The sequence below is a fragment of the Roseimaritima multifibrata genome, from assembly GCF_007741495.1.
GTDB classification, from domain to species: Bacteria; Planctomycetota; Planctomycetia; order Pirellulales; family Pirellulaceae; genus Roseimaritima; species Roseimaritima multifibrata.
Genome location: NZ_CP036262.1, coordinates 6,494,338 through 6,511,985 on the forward strand (window position 1 = coordinate 6,494,338; position 17,648 = coordinate 6,511,985).

The following is a 17,648-nucleotide window of genomic DNA, read 5'->3' on the forward strand; positions in this document are numbered from 1 at the left end:
CGATGGACTGCGGATCAGTCGACGAATGGTTTCCCTATCCGCTGAAGCCTTATCGAACGAATGGATGCAATCCGCGCGGCTTTGCGGCGTCCTAGAACCTGAGGGAGGCTCCGCTAAATGCTGGTGAGGTATCTGGATGGCGTGAAATCTTATTGTACTACAAACCCGATACGTCCGTGCGGGGCAAATCACTCCCGACCGGTACCGGCAATCCGGAAACGGGCATCGCTCCGGCGTGCAAAATCGCCTGTTTGCCGCGAACCGTTAAATCACTGATAAAGCGAAACTGATCGCGCATATCGAAGGGATAAGCCTTGATTTTGTAGTGCGTTCCCCATGGCTCCTCTTCAAGCATGACCGCAACCGGTTTGTCGAATTCCAGATAGCAACTGGTCATGGCAACCATCCGCAGGCCCTGCCGGACTTGAACCGCATCGTGATCCGGCCGCACATAGAAATCCGCAACGCACATTAAAGTTTGTGCACCATCGTTGGAATTTTTAATATTACTGGTCCAGAAATTATCGTTGGGGATGGTGACAATGTCATCCGATGGCGTTCGAATCCTCAGTGCCCGCATCCCTACCGTAACGATTTCGCCGTAGTCGCCTTCAATTTCAACCCAGTCACCAGGTCGATAGGGTCGTTCAAAAACCGCGACGACCCCCGCGATCAAACTGCTGGCGTAATCTTTAAATGCGAAACCGATGGCAACACTGGTTGCCCCGGCGACGACAAAAAAGTTCTGCACACTAACGTCAAAGACTAGCGGGACAATCGCAATCGTCGCACTGACCAACAGGATCAATCGAGTGATTGGCACCGCCCCCAACAGGTACATCCGCAGCTGACTAGGGCCTCGTTCCGCGACAAACGGGACAGCCCGCTGAATAAACACAATCGCTGCCCAGGTTCCGACAACGATCAGTACGATTTCGACGAAGGGGATATCTTGGATGTCGTTAAAAAAGCGAGAGAACTTTGCTTGCCCTTCACGCAGTGCGTCTCCTGCAGACTTGCCCGCTTTGGACATATTGCCAGCGGTCATTTCTGCAGATCCGGCAGCGTTGGCGATCCCGTTGAATGCATAAAAAATCATCGTTTACAAATCCCCTTTCGGAAAACCGCGGCTGATCAAAATCCTCCGCACGGTCGGGTAGGCGGCATCGCTACAGCACAGATAACCGTTCCGGCGCCGCACGATTCCCAGGGCATCCAAAACCGACAAAACCTCCATTTCATGACCAGCAGGAAGCACCATCCGGAGCGTCTCCTTGCTCAATGCACCATGGATCAATAACGCGTGCAAGATCAAAGCGGCATCGCGCTGATAACGTCCCGGCAGTGCGAACTCTTCCGGATCGGCCACCCATAGCGTATTGCGATCGGAACCCTCAGGGAGTTCCGGACGATCTTCTTGACGTTCATCCGTTTCCGTACTTTTCTGACGCCGGAGGCAACGCCGCCATTGGCTCCACGCGACCCATGGGATTCCCAAACTGCTTGCTGACAACCGCCGAAAGTAGTCTCCGCAGCCCGACCGTTCTTCCAGCGACAGCAATGTTTCCCCGGTTTGAACGGACCTAAAAAGATCATCGCTGCTCTCGGTCTGCTTGACCAGATCAAGGAACCACTGCAGCAAACGATCGGCTGCGAAGGCTTGCAGGGCAAGAGGATTCCGCAAGATGGAATCAGCCCGCATCGCTTTGCACAAAAAACGCCAGCCCCAGGCGTTGCAGCCAATCAGGACCGGCCGGGCAACTTGCTCCACTCGATCGAGCAATCGCACTAAACAGTCGATTCCATTCTCGTGACGCAGGAACCACTCCTCTAAAGCAGGAATCACCAACAACCCCTCCCCTTCTATTTCCAGCGGAAAGGGATCTTGTCGGTCAAGCAATAGACGTTCGCGGTCCGGGGGGTGCAAAACGGCATGCCCTTCGGCTTCCGCCCAACCCTGCAAAACCGATCGATTCTCACTCGGCGGCAACACGATCAATCGCGTGGTCGTCGATTCGCCGTTTTGAAAATCATAGGTTCGATACCATTCGCTTAGGTCTTGCCAGTACGGCATGCAGTTCTGCTGCCCTGACACGGATCCCATCCGTTCGGCTTTTGCATATTCCAACGCTGCAGAGTCAATCACGGGGCTGCGGCCATCATCATCGAACAACTGCTTCCCCATCGACCACCAATGCCTCACCGTGTCATCTGTCGGCATTGGCGGAGGCCGAAAATCGGCTAGCGGAATTAGCGGCTGTATCAATTCGTCGGCTTGTTTGGAATCCACACCCAAGACCTTTCACTCGATGGACGGCAACGTTCGCCTAATAGTATTGGTCTCCGGGAATACCTACGACCTGAAAAAGAGGCCTCAAACCGCGATAAATCAACAAGTTCGCCCTCCTAATGATCTGAAAAAGCTCTCCGAACGCCCAAACGGTGGACGGCGACGGAGAATCCGCGTTGAAGTCTCAATCGTTGATCTGATCGACCGCGAACGCTTCGATCTCGAAGGGGTTGTTGCGGTAGTAATCCCGCCCACGACAGGCAACGTACAGCGACGCCAAAAGATATGCGGGTCCCATGAAGGGCCCCCAACGCTCGAACTGCCGCACATGAACGCGTTCATGAGCCCTGGTCAATTCCAACAAGACGGGGGTCTGCGCCAAAACCGTATGCCCCAGCGTTACCGCCGCGGCGCGAGGAGGCAAACGCATTAGAAACGCCGCGACTCGGGGGCCATGGATTTCGATCACGCCATCGACGATCTTCATCTCTCCCCGCAACAGAATCCCCAGCAGCAGCCCGCCCAACGTGTAAGGCGCAGCCCATAACCGGGCAAGCCAGCGAACGATTTTGGTGACCGAAGAAGACATCCGCCCATTGTACCGTCCGAACGCCAATCGGATCGCAGACCAGTTTATAAACGGACGGTTTTCGCTCCCTTTGACACCTCAAAATACCCAGACGCCAGGCCCTTTCAGCCGTTAAGTTGAAAGAGCCCGACGTTGGGCAATTGCGGTACAGCCGAATAGGAGTTGGCTAAACGGCTTGAGCAACATCCATGTGTTTGGCCAGTCGTTTACGGGCAACGTGCAAACGTCGCTTGATCGTACCGACCGGAGCATCGAAGGCTTCGCTCATTTCAATCAACGACTGACCATTCATGTAAAACGCCTGCAGCGTCTGCCGGTCCATGATTCCCAACTGATCGACGGCCGCACGCACTCCCGCCGCTTCTTCACGATGCAGCGCGACATCATCGGGCGTTCCGATCGCGAAGCAAGTCGCTTCCAAAGTCTCTGGATCGCAAGCGTGCGTAGGAGGTCGTCGGGTCAGCCGATTGATCGCCATCCGGTGAACAATCCGCCGCAACCAACCACCAAACGCTTCGGGAACACGGAGTTGACCGATTTTCTCCATCGCTTGGATAAAGACATCCTGAGCCAATTCTTCCGCTTCGTCCGCGTTCCGCACCCGTCGTAGCGCAAGGGCTACGATTCCTGGCCGGTATCGCTGAAACAGCTCACCAAACGCCAACCGGTCACCCTCTTGGGCCGAGCGGACCAATTCAACAACCGTCATCGCCTGCAGTTCTTCCGTCAAAGTCATAGTCACTGTCATTTTCAAATTCCTTCATCGCACCCCGCGCGCTTGACGTGCCAGCGGTCGATTCGACCCGCATGGACATACGAAAGCACCGGAATATTGCCAGGAGATCTTTTCAGCGACCGCATTGATCGTTTGAACGGCTGCCTTCTCCCCCGAGCCATAGCTCATTCAGGATGAAGCGCAACGAAGTCCACGAAATCACGAGAACTGAAAAACAAGGGGAGTCGTTCCTACAAAGTTCGAAACCGAACTTTTCTGGAACCGAGTTAGGCACTTACCATTGCTAGCGATAATCTGTCGCTGCGTTTGCCTAGCCATGACCTGCCGCGTTCTAAGCGACAGGGCATCGGATCGCTGCCTGTTGGCAGCATCCCCATATATGTCTGTCGATGCTGGAGGTGAAACGCATTGGCGATATCACGAGCGACAGCCGATTTCGTGCACTCAACTTGAGCGACGACAAAACGGATAGCGGCAGCGATAAATCGTTGAATACGCATTTCGGTTCCTCCCCGCGCTTCAGATGCACGGACAGAGCGATGAAAGAAGTTATTCCAGGCGACCGACGGCCGCCTGCTCTACTGGATTCTAACCGCAGCCTTCCCGAATGCAAAACTGCAAAAAACGGAAGATTCCGACAATGGTTAAAATGCCAGCAGGTGACTCTATAGACGAAAACGGCACAAACGGGTTCGCGGAAAAAACAAAAAAAGTGAAATTTCGGGAAAAAGAGCGACAGGACATCTGAACGCATAGAGCGTATGAAGCCGCAAAACGTGCAAGATCCGGGCGTCTGGCAGTCAGGCTAGCCACGGCGATTCGTCAGCGAAACAGCCTGAACCGGCCGCCCACTCCATCAGTCCCTTTGCCTAATCCGGCTTGTTGATCCTAGTGAGTGTCGCTTTTCGCTCGGGAGGTGCGATTTATAAATGACAGGTTTGGACTTCGCTGCGCCGATGGAATCCCACTCCGCGACGTAAGTTTTGAAGTTGCGATTTTTAGCGTTGGTTATTTTGCTTCCTCCGGGCTGGTCCCCAAAAGGTACAACCAATGTTGACCGCCTAAACGCGCTGGCACAGCGTCCCCTGGTCGGTTTGTCCGACAGGAACGAAAGATTTGAAATTAGCAGCGGTCACCCTGATCTAACTTCAAATCTTTGCTTCATGCCAGGCAAGCTGGCATGGGGCCGACTCCGTTTGGCTACCGGAAGATCGACCACTTATAAATCGCACGCCCCCGCGAAAGAACGCTCCCTCGAAGCTACTTTCGCGGTGCCAAAGGCGACAATCTTTCTCCGCTTTCGATTAAATCAACAAGCCGGCTTGCCAGACGACCGACGCCGTCTGGAAACCGACAAAGACATTATCAAAAACATCACACTCCCCCGGAATATCTTGACTTGTGTTGGCGAAGCGATCGCATCAGCTTTCCCATTCCCCTAGACGAGCCGTCAGCCGTTTGATGTGCTTTTTCTGTTTCTCAATCATGGTCAAACCGACCAGAATCAGAATCCCACTACCAATCCCGAAGGCCCACCACGGCCAGGTTCGATCGAGTGCCGCTTGAGCATGCCAGACCATACTTAACACTCCGACCAGAATAAAAAACGTCCCCAAGTACAAGAACGACCGGACTCGCAGCAACACTCCACAAAGGACTCCAAGCATCGCTAACACGACCAAAAAGATAGGTCCCCAAATCGTCTGCCCAATTTCTTGCAACAACATGTCAGCGGTACTACTGACGTAAATCACCAACATCGCGCTATACCGGATGCCCGCTAAGAGTGCCGGTTTCAACCGTTTGCGTTCCAGATGGGCTGCCATCAAAACACAGATCGCTGGCGGGATAAGCCACAACTGTGGATGTTCCCAGAACCCCCAAAATTCGGATTGCGTCAGACCGACCCACAACGCCGCGTTTCCCAGCAGGACGCCAAGAATCTTGGGCCATCGCTGGTCCGGCCAAATAATCGACACGCCGATATAGTAGATCCCAGCGACCGCTAACAGCACGGCATAGTCAACCTGTCCGCCAATATATAACCATTCCGAATTCGCCCCTCCTACCCAATACCCAACCGCTGGGACCAGTGGCAGCAGTAGCGATGACTGACGCAGCGTGCCCGCCAAAAGCGTATCCTTGCGGCGCCGAGCCCATTCGACGATCGCCACGCTGAAAAATGCCAAGCCCATGACAACAAAGGGCCAATAGGCACGCAGCCCGATCGTGGCCAAGGGACTCTTGCAAAGATAGAGGTGCAGCCAAGTCAAGAAACCGATGATTTGCGCCGCGTAAATCGCAGCCCGACGAACCTCAGGACTAAGGATAGGCAAGACGCTTCGATCCTCTGGGTCATTTCGGCGAAGCGCAAGCAAGCTGACAGCCACACAAGTTGCCGCCAACAAACCGGCAATCCCCAAAACCAATGCCCTTGGCAAGGATTCGACGGAACCATCGTCCCGAGCCATCAGTTCCAAACCGAACATGGCGACCAAAGCGATAACGGCGACGGTCAATCCTGCGCCCGCACCAACTCGCAACGGACGCTTCCAATCGCCATCGGCCAGTCCCATCGTTCGAGGTACAAGCCAACCGAAAAGAGGCAGCAAAGCGATCCCCACGACCAACATCCGCATAACCACCACCAATTCGCGAAAAGCACTTTGATGAGGAATAGCGATCGCAAGCAACAGGAACGCCCCGACAAACAGCAGCACCGTCGCGGTTCGCAACCAAGCATAGCGAACCCCTGTTGCGATCGTTGCTAACGCCCATCCCGCCAAGAAGACCGCTGCGATCGCAAAGTAACGTGTCATCGGATGCGGTTCTTCCCACGCCGCATAGGTTGCAAACAAGAACAGTCCGCCAGCGGTCATCACGATCACGCGGTTGATTCGGAGGTTTGCGTTTTGATCCTCGGTTGCGTTCCAGCCCAGCCCCCAAATCATCAGCTGCTTGCGTAAGATTTGGCGAAGGGGCCAAGCCCAGCAAAACAGTGCCAAGGTAAATCCTACGGCCAATGGCGGCAGCGCCAGCCGACGCTCCGCCGACAAAGCGGGCTGCACTGCGTCTGCGATCAAGACAATACTTGCCATCATCAGCAGGAAGGCCCCTTCCACCTGCAATGGCCTGCCGATCCGCAATACCGTCGACACGGCAATCAAACTGGTCCCCAGCACGGCAACCCCCGCGATTCCCCACGCTACCTCCGTGGCCGGCATATCGGCAAACTGAGCCAACACCACTCCGACAAGCGAGAACACGGCCAGGATTAATCCGACGGGCTCCGAAGCAACGTATTGATTCGGAAGTGGACGCGAAACGCTCAAGCGAGCAAGCAACAAAGTCCCTGCAGTCCAGACAAACACCAGCAACAAGGCTTGCGTGGTCCCATCGGCATACCATCCACAATACAAACAACCCGCCAGCACTCCCGCACAACCCGACAATTGCCCAACCCCGTACGACAATCGCTTTGCCGCCCCGGCAGCATTGGAAAACAGCGTTGCTAAACTGCCCGTCTGGTGAAGCACCACGCAGCCGACCAAACCAAACATCATCCCCATGTCATCATTGGGCATAAGACTCCACGCGACTCCGGCGACGACGCCTCCCTTCAGAACCGCTGCCCACCAATCTTGGATTCGTTTTGAATCCCAGTGGACCATCACCGCATCGCATACGGCCGACAGACTAAAGCCCCCTAACAACCAAATTTTCGCGTCCGCGGCTCCCACCCATCCACGGCCGATCGCCAACGCAATGACAGGCGACCACAGCAGAATCACAAGATTGCTTGCGTTAATGCCCAGCCCGCACGTTCGCTTCCCAAGCCAACGACCTAACAAGAGCGCCGCCCCGACGAAACTGACGTTCGCGATCGAGACGTTTTGTCCCGCAGAAAACGGCTCAAACCAAACCCACGGAATACAGATCACCGCAAATGCAACCGCCAGAATAAATGCAGCAGTGGTCAGACCTTGAACAGGTAACGGCCAAGCACCTTCATATTTGGTAGCGAGCTGAAGATTTCCCGTGTCTGGGGTGGACGGCTGTGACACCTCACGAAGCGAGTGCCTTTCTATCTGGCGAACCAATCCGGAAATCACCGCCAACCGCTGTAGCGCGACAGCAAGCAAGATTCCCCAACCGATGACCGCCCACTGCTGCCAACCGTCATCCAACCAAAGGACTGCGGTCAGATAAGCAACAAAGGGAACAAGAACGGCCGCCCAAGCCCCCATGATCTCTTTTCGCAGCACGACTGAAGCGATTGAAAAACCGAGTATCGCGACCACACCCCAACCGACAAGCACTGCGATGGTATTCGATCCATCGGAAGAAACTTGATCGCCAAACCAAGGCAGATGGTTTATCAACAGCAGACAGGTGAAAGCCGTTACAACCAATCCACCCCAGATCGTGCCTTGAGAGACAAACGCTTTCCAGACCGGTTCTCTCGACATTTGCTTGCGACTGGAAAAATCATTTCGCTGCGTGCAAGCGATCCACCAGGCAACCGTTAGCAACACACTCGTCAATACAATAAGGGCGGAACCGATCCACAGCAGACGGTCGGGTCGGTCGGCAAAAGCCCATCCAAACCACCAAGTCATCCCCGCAAAAAACGACCAAGCCAGCAGGCTAATCCACTTTTGCCGCTGGGCAGAGACAAGCAGGCAATAGGAGACTACCCACGCACTAACAATCGCCATTGCCACAGCGGGAAGCAACGGAATCTCATTCAGCATGACAAGCGAATACTCGCCTGCTCCGGATTCGGCAAGGACCAACCGCACGACTGCCAGGATGCCTAAGACACCAATCGCCAGAAAAGCGATTCCCCCACAAATAATGTCGGGCGTCCACTCGCGAAATCCTCCGCTAAGTCGCAGCGGAAAGACTTTTCGGACCGTTCCTCTGAGGAGGTTCCAAACGAGTCCATACGCGGCCAGTGCACCGATCCACCACCATGCGGCGTCTCCGTCGACAATCGCGTCTAGACCAATCAAGCGATCGGGCAGCAACCGAGCCATCGTAAAACCGATCGCCAACAAACAGGTCAGTTGCCCGATTCGCAACATCCACAATCGATAGCGCCGAACCGTCATGTCTAGCGGTTGACGATGAGCATCGTGAGGTCGTTTGTTTATGACAACCGAAGCCATGATGGCGATCAGGCCGATCACTCCCAACACGCCAACCGCCGATGGCCAGGACCGGTCAAGACTGGCGAACGACCAACCAAGCCAAGCACAGGCAACGGCCAACACAACGGCACTTACCAACCAAAAAGCTCCGGCGACTGCCAAACTGAACGACCAGGATGTCCGCTTCAAACTTGGAACCACGGGTAAGTTCGCAAGTGCTGCAGGACGCCCTTGTCCGGTATCGACGGATACGCAACGCGACAACAACAGCAACCCAACCCCATACAGCGTCGCCAACCAAAGCGCTTCATCCGTCAGCAAGAACCACCACAGCGTAGACAATCGTCCCCAAGGCTGATCTCCCATCCACCAGGGAAACAAGAGCATTGCCGAAGCGCCAACCGCCATCGCTGCAACGCCTAGCAATGCGTCAATTCGCAAACGGAAAGCCATCAGCACGGCCGGAACCGCAATCAGCACTCCCCATGCAAGCAACCACCGTGGCTGTCCCAAGACTGCGGGAAATATTCCGGCCAGCAGCAGCATCGATGTCAATGCAATCGCCACCCCTGCAAAGGCTTGCCACTTCCGCGTCGACCGCCGCAACCGCCACCCCATTCCACAACCAGCCAAGCCAAGCGGCGTTATGGCAACCGCAATCAAAACAAACGTGGTTGCCGTGCGGGGAACCTGCAACACCAAGAACCCGACTAAGACCAACATTGCGTACAACCCGACGCCAAACACCAGCAGAAGATTCCAACCGGCGACAGGACGAACGATCTGTAGAAATTCTCCACGACGCGAGCGACGTCCAGCCAACATCACGATCGCCAATGCGACCAAACTTGAAACACCAATCAATCCCCAGCATGCATTCATCCCAAACTGACGCAACAGTGCAGGAACCGCTGGCAGCACCATGGTTGGCGCCCCAATCGCAACCATCCACCACACGGTGTTGTGTTGTCGGACCAACGCTTTGCCCGCCAACCACAAGGCGACCAAATAACAGATTGCTCCGACAAAAACAAAACCAAGGGTTGCCGGATCGCCCAGACGCACCGGGGTCTCTCCTGCACTGGCAACGGCCATCCCCGTCACCACACTCAAGGGGATCAACAAAGATGCGATCGTCAATACGGCTCGGCTGGTTTGTCGCAGACGCCAGCGTTTCAGCGTGTATAGCCCGGCTCCCTCAATTGCCAGCGTGCCCCCCAAGAAAACGAGCGAAGGAAGTAACCGATGGGTTTCGGTCAATGGGCTCCAAAGGCTGATCACCAGTCCTATCGAGCAAAACACAATCAATAGTCCGGCGATCAATTCGCCCCAGCGAATGTTATGGGCCACCAAGAAGTGGCTGAGTATTTCGGCGAAGGCTCGCCGCGCCGGCGGAGGAGGCACGCGATCGACCTGCGCTGCCCCGGCGACCAAACCTGCTTCGACCACAGGAACGGCAGCCACTGGCGGTTCCTCTTGATCAAGAGGATGAACGCCTGCGGGGTACTGATTGGCTGGGCTGGGACGGAGAGGGATCGGACTGGTAGCAGCAAACGGTTTGTCTGCAGAGGATGCCGGTTGGTCTTGGACAAGCGAAGCGGAGATCGGGCTGTCGGGAAAGACCAGACTCGCCTGTTCGCGTCCCAGGTCATGCAGTCGATCCGATTCGGCGGCATCCAAACGTCCCCGTTCGGTTAGCGCATCGACCACTCGCTTATAACCGAAAAGATCCCGTTGCTGAGCGACTCGAGGGTCCGCAGCCTCTACCGGGCGTTCCACTATAGAGGCAGAACTACCGAATAATCCACGCAGTACGAATGCGACGGATATCCAGATTACATGGCCAACCAGCGTGACCACCAGCAAGATAACGGCGAAGACAATCAGATAAGTCATGCAAAGCTCAGCCAGCAAACGAGATAGGTACCTATCTATAGAGAGCCTACCGTTTAAATGGCTACGCGTAAAAAAAGCAGATTCCGCCCGTTAACCCGGAATTCATGCCTGCTTATCACGAAACCAGTGCTTAAATCGCCCCTCCTAAGCCCCATGCCCCGGCCTTTCCTCGCGTGAGTTCAGCGTTCCGCGCGGCATCGGTATACGCAAGTATCTCCTACACGTCCGTTTTCTAGCTGAATAATCCTGTCACGGCGTGACCCTTCACCATCTCTCTTGGTTGATTCAAATGGTTGTAGACCATGGTTTCAGGATCGATCCCAAAATTATGGTAGATCGTCGCTAACAATTCGCCGGGATGGACGGGATCTTCCAAGGGTGCACTGGCCGTTTTGTCACTTTTGCCGTGCACGTACCCGCGGCGGATGCCAGCTCCTGCCATCAGCGCGGTGTAGCAATAAGGCCAATGATCACGACCATCGTCACTATTGTTGTTTCCACTGGTGCTGACGCCACGTTGAGGGCTCCGGCCAAATTCACCGACTGCAACCACCAGGGTCTCTTCCAGCATTCCTCGTTCATCAAGATCTTCGATCAAAGCGGACAATCCCGAATCGAGCATCGGCGCCGATTGGTCTTTCATCCGTTTGCTCAACCCCGTGTGATGATCCCATGAATGATTATCACTGTTGGCAACCTTCGGCCAAATCACTTCTACGACTCGGGTTCCCGCTTCCACCAAACGTCTTGCCAACAAACAGCTTTGCCCGAAAGTGTTCTTGCCATATTTTTCTCGCGTCGTGTCGGATTCCTCAGACAACGCAAACGCATCGCGTGCTCGTCCTGAAACAATCAGCGAAAGTGCACGGTCGTAGTACTCGTCCAGTTCAAACGACTCGACCGCTTTATTGATGTCGGGCATTTGCTGATTCAGCAAATCCCGCAAGCGAGCACGACGTTGCAGACGAACGCTGAAAACCTCGGGACGCAACTTGAGGTCATCGATCTTGATCCGGGACATCTTCTCCATGTCCATGTCGTCGCCCGCGGGATAAAGCGTGTACGGATCGTACGCTTTGCCAAGGAATCCTGCGGTCCCTCCTTTGCCGATCACATTTGATTCTTGCAACGGCCGTGGCAGCATGACAAATGGCAGCATCGGTTCTTCGACGGGACGCATGCGAATCAGGTTGCTACCAAAATTCGGAAAGTCTTTCGGGCTTGGCGGTTCCAATTGCCCCGACGGACTGACTTTATCGGTCGTGTAACCGGTCATCATTTGATAGATCGCGGCCGTATGGTTAAACAAGCCATTGGGGGTGTACGACATCGACCGGATCGTTGTGTAACGATCGTTCATCTGAGCCAATTTAGGCAGGTTTTCGGTGAATTTAATCCCGGGCAATTTGGTGCTGATCGGTGAAAAGACACTCTTCATATTGTCTGGCAGATTTTCCTTCGGATCCCACAAATCCAATTGGCTGGGCCCTCCCTGCAAATAGACCATGATGATGCTTTTCGCTTTTCCCCATCCCGGCCCGCCATTGATGTTTGCCTTGGCGGCCTGAGCTTGCATTCTTAGCATCGATCCCAATGATACGCCCAGCATTCCACCACCGCCGATTCGCAGAATATCACGGCGTGAGGGAGTCAGATGGGGATCACACAAATCTCGAGTGACCGCGGAACCTTTGATAGACAACATGTTTCGATTCCTTGCTTAGCGGTTAAACAAAAATGCGGGACTATTGATCAGCGCCCAGGTTAAATCTTCCGCAACGGTCAAACGAAGATTTTTCAGTTGCGTTTGGCTTTGCTGGACATCCAGTCGCAGTTGAACCAAACGCAGATCGTCTGGTGTTTCGGTTTGCAAAACCTGCAATCGTTGCTTCAACGCGACCACCTGCGAATCTTCGGGAACGACGGCCTTCGCAACGCCAAGGGCTGCCTGAGCCTTCTGCAGGGTGTCATCCGACTTGCTGTAATACTGCGTCAGAGTTGCCAACTGTGACTCCGTTCGTTGTGCCTGAGGAGTCATGGCAACTGCGGAAAGCGATTCCGGCAGTCCCAGCGGGATATCACCGGGATCCCCGGTCGCACTCAAACGGAACTGAGCCAAACGATGATCGACCGCATTGTGGAATTGGTGGATCGTGAATGTCAGCAGAGTTCCTTCGGGGTTTTCGATCGGCTGTTCCGTCTGCATCGTCGCCCAGTGCACGGTTCCTCCACGCGGATGGACGGCCCAGCCACCTTGGTCATTTGTTTTCCCGTCCAGCATTGCTGCAGGCGAAAACCCACCCTGCGAAAAGTCCGCGTTTGATTTCACCAACTTGACCGGCTTTGCTTCAGCCGGCTTCCCCAGTGGAGCTGCCGTCACCTGGAATTCAGTGACCACAAAATTACCGTTGTCCGGAAATCCTGGCCCACCACCTTTGAGTCCAGGAATCGGCAATGCTTCCAGCCGAAAACCTGTAATCTTTGGCAAATGCGAACGGACCGTAATCGTGTAGGTCCCCTTCTCTTTCGGCCCTTCGGCAAGAATGGATCGATCCGACTGAGGCCGCAGAACCGCTTTGTTTGAAGCCGCCAAGGTCGCCGGTCGAAGCGGCATCCAATCGGTCGCCGTCGATTGTTCTTTAATCCAAGCGGCGATTCGATCACTCGTAGCGGCCTGCACTTCTTCTAACGATTTTGTCGCAACCGCAATCCGCTGCTCACGCGCTTTCTCCAGCTGAGCTCTCTGGTCTTGAATCGCGACGGTCCGCTCCTTGATCTGTTTTTCGACATCGGCAATCGCGGCAAGCCTTTGTTTTTCTCGCGTCTCGCGTTCCCCGACCCACCACGCTTCCGTTTCAGCTAGCTTGGCAGTTAGTTGTTCGTGGTCTGTCTGCACTTCCTCACAAATCATCTGGAAGGCCGCTAGTTCATTAACGTTTGGCATCCGTCCCAAAATTCTCAGAAACAGCTCTTCGGTCAATGCTTCGTCCTCGGGCAAATCTTTTACCAAAGTCGCCAAGTCATTGTTCACATCCGAAATCGCGTGTCCGACCGTTGGCCCACTAACAAGAGCCATCACCGGCCCAAGTTGCAAATCGGTGGAACGTTCGCACTCGCAAGCACTTTCGCGAACCGGCCGGCCTAGGTTTGCTAAAAAGCCATCCGGCAATTGGACGCCGGAATCAGGTAACGCGGACGCACGTGTTCCTTTGGGGACTCCAGGAATCTGAGTTTCCGCTCCGGTAACTTTATGAACCGCATCGAACAAGACCTCCGCAGGCAAACGTCGCGGAGTCGCGTGAGCGTAATTCTGTGAATCGTCATCGTTCCACGAATTCGTTTTCACCGATAGTTGATAGGTCCGACTGGTGCAGATCTCCCGCATCAGCTTCCGCGTATCGTAGCCATTGGCAATCATCTGCTCGGTCAAGTATTGCAGCAATTCCGGATTGGAAGCGGGGTTGCCCGCTCGAATATCGTCAACCGGTTCAATCACGCCGACACCGGTCAAATATCCCCAAACACGATTGACATAGCTGCGGGTGAAATACTGATTATCCGAGGAAACCATCCAAGCGGCCAATCGCTGGCGATCCGTGGAGGCATCTTCCGCTTTGTATTCGGTTTCGTAAGGGAAGACCGCTTCGGTCGGATTTCCGGTCCGGCCGTGCAAGACCTTACCATTGGCGTTCTCAAAGACCTCTTCGTAAAGCGGTTTTGCACCCTCCACGGCGGTCCCGCCAACCTTGCGGTCCTTGCTTATCGGATCGGCTTTTAGGCCTACGCCCCGAAAGAAAGCGGCCGTTTGGTAGTACTGATCTTGGGTCCATTTTTCAAATGGATGATCGTGGCATTTATTGCAGTTAAAGCGAATCCCTAAAAACAACTGAGTCGTATTTTCGAGGATCGCTTCCGGTTCCCGGAGGATCTTGTAGTACGCCGCTGCAGGATTTTCGTGATTGGATCCTGAAGCCGTCAGAATCTGTTTAGCGAATTGATCGTACGGTCGATTTTCATCGACAGCGGTTCGAATCCAATCGCGGAAACTGGCTGCCCCTTCGACGCCCAAGAATTTTCGATTGACCTGCAACAGGTCCGCCCACTTGTTGGTCCAGTAATCCACATAGGCGGGACTACCAATCAATTCATCAACAATCGCTTCACGTTTTTCACGCGTCGGTCGTTCATCACTCAAGAAGGCGCGAACCTGATCGGACGTCGGCGGCAACCCGGTAAGGTCCAGCGTCACGCGGCGAAGGTATTCAGCATCGGTACAGAGCTCGCTTGGCTGTAGTTTTAAACGTTCCCATTTGGTTGCCACCAAATCATCGATCTTTCCCCATGATTCAGGTTGCTTCCATTCAAAACCGTCACGTTCTCCCATGACGGTTAGGGTGGTTGCCGCATACGCACCTTCATAGCGAGCCAAGATGGGGGCTTCCCCGCGACGCAGCGAAGTTAGCAATGCCTTCCCGGCAGAAGTTGCGATTTCCGTATTGCCACTTTCAATGAACGCTTCGCGGGTCACATCCCGTGTGGTTCCATCGGTGTAAAAAGCAACCACACGCATCTGCTGGCTGGCCCCAATTTTTTCCACAACCGGTTTCGTTGGCGATAGTTCAATCCGCTCGATTCGCGGACCTTCCAAATCCAAGTTTGCCCCGTCGGCGATCCAGCGTCGCAGCACGGTGTGGTAAGGATCCCCAACGGACATCAAAACGCCCCCTTGGTGAGGCACTACCCCCAGCGGTTTCTGAAGCATCAAACTGACATCTGCGGAAACCGAATTTAAGCGTCGTCCCATCAGGTCATCAGCGAGCGCGCGAATATCAAACAACGGATCGTAACCGCGAAGCGATAAACGAAAACCATTCTTTCCTTTCTGAGCTCCGTGACAGGTTCCGGAATTACACCCCAACCGTGAGAGCGTGGGTGCGACATCGCGAACGAAATCATAACTTTCCGAGGAATCAAGATTCGACGTGGTCACATCGATTTCACTGGTCAGATCCCCCAGAGAAACGGTCAGTTTTCCGGTCCCATGGGAAACAGGACGCATCAGACCCTGAGCATCCACCGCTACAAAATCGGGCAATGAAAGCTGACAACTACGAGTGACATCGACTCGCTCGCCGGCCTTCGTTTCGGCGGTCACCAACAACTGATTGTAAGCCAACGATCCATCAAGCGTGATTTTGTCGGGCGTCAGATGCAGCCGAACCACGTCCTTCAGATCGATGCCGCTGGATTCGATATTGGCATCAGAAAATTCGGTCGTCGCTTTTTCCGCAGCGGCATCCGCCGCCCATTTGGCCACATCAAAACCGGTGTCGGGTGCGACCTGATCAACCGGGGTCAACGGAGCGGGTTCCCACGTCGCTTCGACCGCTCCATCGCCCGTCGATAGAATCCGCACCTTTCCATCGGCACTGGCGACGCCCAATCGATTTTGCGGGTCAAATGCAACCGCAAAAACCGCTGCATCGGGAATCGCAAGCTTGGCAACCTCAGCGACTTCCTGTGACTGGAAACCTTGCAACTTCTTTTTTTCGTCAGCGGTTCGGCTGGCCACGCGTTTCGCTTGGATCGCCTTTATTTCCGCTGGCAAGTCGCTATTCAACTCATACTGCCAAATGCGAACTTCACTGACTCCGTCCACGGTCGCCGCCGCGGCCAAGCGGGTTCCATCGGGGCTGATATCGACACTGAAAATTCGTCCCGGCATGTTTGGCAAGCGACGGATCAGGTTGGCATCGTCGCCGATCTTTCTCGCTGTCTGACGAAAGACACGGTAGATTTTTGGAGCCCCATCGGCTCCACCGACCAAGATTTCGTCTCGGCTGGGGTGTCGATCAATCGCATTGATCCCTCCAGCCAATGCACCGGGCGTGATCGAAGTCACGTTATCAACGAACCGCTCGGTAGCCACTTCAGTCAGTTTGACCGTCATGTCACGGCCGACCGACATCAGGTGGGAACCATCCAGCGAATAAACCGTATCACGCACCCAATCTTCATGAGCACTCTGATAGAGGACTTGTTTCCCGGTCACTGCGTCGATCGCACGGATCGAAGTATCGGCACACGCGAAAGCCAATTGACTCCCGTCGGGCGACCAACTAACTCCGGTCAGGGTATCGAATGTTACTGGAACCGAAAGCTGCAGTGCCTGAGTCGCAACGTCCCAGACCTGTAATTCTCCCTGCAAAGCGGGTGAACCAGCTGCGACCGCCAGACGCTTGCCATCGGGAGAGAACGCGACGGCATTGATCCGTTCACTCATCCCAATCAGGCGTCCCACACGTTCTCCGTTTTGCGAATTCACCAAGAGGACTTCATGAAACCCAGCGATTGCGCAGAGATCCTCGGTGGGAGAGAAATCCAACGAAGTGATCGCAGGCGGGCGACTGTAAAGCGGCGGGTTGTCCGCATCGTATGCCGGTACCGCAGCGACGCGGTCGTCGACGGCTCCATCCAAAATCCATTGTCGGATTTGAGCGATTTCGATCTCTGACAGCGGAGCGGATTCGCCGCGAGGCATTTCCGCGTGCCCATCGACTGGCGTGATCAGTTCGATCAAGTGGCTCTCGTCGGGTTTGCCCACAACGATCGCTGGCGATTCGCTCTCACCACCAATCAAAAGAGCCGCAAAATCGGTCATTTGGTAATCACCAAGCTGCTTAGCGCCCTGATGACAACCGTAGCAGTGAGCTCGAAAAATCGGCTCGATCGTTGACGAGAAACTCGGCTTGCTTGGCTCGGCGGCAGTCGAGACTTCTTCAGCTTGGACAGGCAACGCGATCCAGCCTGCCAGCAACAAGGCTGCCAAGACACCAATCCCATTCAAACCGGACTGGCTGCTTCCTCCAGCAACACTTCTTCCAAACTTTTGGAACAACCACGACATAACGTCAATCTCCACTTGGCCAAGCAATATCGATTTGCGTTGAATCGATTTGCGTTGACCAAACATTGGTGGGTAGG

The 17,648-nt window shown here is 54.7% G+C and carries 8 protein-coding genes; all 8 read right to left on the bottom strand.

Going from position 1 to position 17,648, the window contains the following annotated elements; all coding sequences use genetic code 11:
- Positions 1–157: 157 nt before the first annotated feature.
- Entirely contained in the window at positions 158–1,099 is a 942-nt protein-coding gene (locus FF011L_RS23515) for a mechanosensitive ion channel family protein (RefSeq protein ID WP_145354389.1), read from the bottom strand.
- A gap of 3 nt (positions 1,100–1,102) precedes the next feature.
- On the bottom strand, positions 1,103–2,290 hold the full coding sequence (locus FF011L_RS26580; RefSeq protein WP_218932842.1) for a hypothetical protein: 1,188 nt from the start codon (positions 2,288–2,290) through the stop codon (positions 1,103–1,105).
- Between the two features lie 184 nt (positions 2,291–2,474).
- Entirely contained in the window at positions 2,475–2,879 is a 405-nt protein-coding gene (locus FF011L_RS23525) for a hypothetical protein (RefSeq protein WP_145354390.1), read from the bottom strand.
- 166 nt (positions 2,880–3,045) lie between these two features.
- Positions 3,046–3,627 carry an RNA polymerase sigma factor gene (locus tag FF011L_RS23530; RefSeq protein ID WP_145354391.1) on the bottom strand — a complete coding sequence of 194 codons (582 nt, stop codon included), beginning with the start codon at positions 3,625–3,627 and terminating at the stop codon, positions 3,046–3,048.
- Positions 3,628–3,881: 254 nt separating this feature from the next.
- Positions 3,882–4,115: a hypothetical protein gene (locus FF011L_RS23535; protein ID WP_145354392.1), complete on the bottom strand. Its 234-nt coding sequence runs from the start codon at positions 4,113–4,115 to the stop codon at positions 3,882–3,884.
- Positions 4,116–5,036: 921 nt separating this feature from the next.
- Positions 5,037–10,664, bottom strand: coding sequence for a DUF2339 domain-containing protein (locus tag FF011L_RS23540; RefSeq protein WP_145354393.1), 5,628 nt, complete (start codon positions 10,662–10,664; stop codon positions 5,037–5,039).
- 232 nt (positions 10,665–10,896) lie between these two features.
- Positions 10,897–12,369: a DUF1501 domain-containing protein gene (locus FF011L_RS23545; RefSeq protein WP_145354394.1), complete on the bottom strand. Its 1,473-nt coding sequence runs from the start codon at positions 12,367–12,369 to the stop codon at positions 10,897–10,899.
- Positions 12,370–12,384: 15 nt separating this feature from the next.
- A complete protein-coding gene (locus FF011L_RS23550) occupies positions 12,385–17,637 on the bottom strand; it encodes a DUF1549 domain-containing protein (RefSeq protein ID WP_246109592.1) in 5,253 nt (1,750 codons plus the stop codon).
- Positions 17,638–17,648: the final 11 nt, after the last annotated feature.

Bases quoted from the DNA above. Each gene is read 5' to 3' on its own strand.
- FF011L_RS23515 (WP_145354389.1), bottom strand. From the start codon at position 1,099: ATGATTTTTTATGCATTCAACGGGATCGCCAACGCTGCCGGATCTGCA.
- FF011L_RS23525 (WP_145354390.1), bottom strand. From the start codon at position 2,879: ATGTCTTCTTCGGTCACCAAAATCGTTCGCTGGCTTGCCCGGTTATGG.
- FF011L_RS23530 (WP_145354391.1), bottom strand. From the start codon at position 3,627: ATGACAGTGACTATGACTTTGACGGAAGAACTGCAGGCGATGACGGTT.
- FF011L_RS23535 (WP_145354392.1), bottom strand. From the start codon at position 4,115: ATGCGTATTCAACGATTTATCGCTGCCGCTATCCGTTTTGTCGTCGCT.
- FF011L_RS23540 (WP_145354393.1), bottom strand. From the start codon at position 10,664: ATGACTTATCTGATTGTCTTCGCCGTTATCTTGCTGGTGGTCACGCTG.
- FF011L_RS23545 (WP_145354394.1), bottom strand. From the start codon at position 12,369: ATGTTGTCTATCAAAGGTTCCGCGGTCACTCGAGATTTGTGTGATCCC.
- FF011L_RS23550 (WP_246109592.1), bottom strand. From the start codon at position 17,637: ATGTTTGGTCAACGCAAATCGATTCAACGCAAATCGATATTGCTTGGC.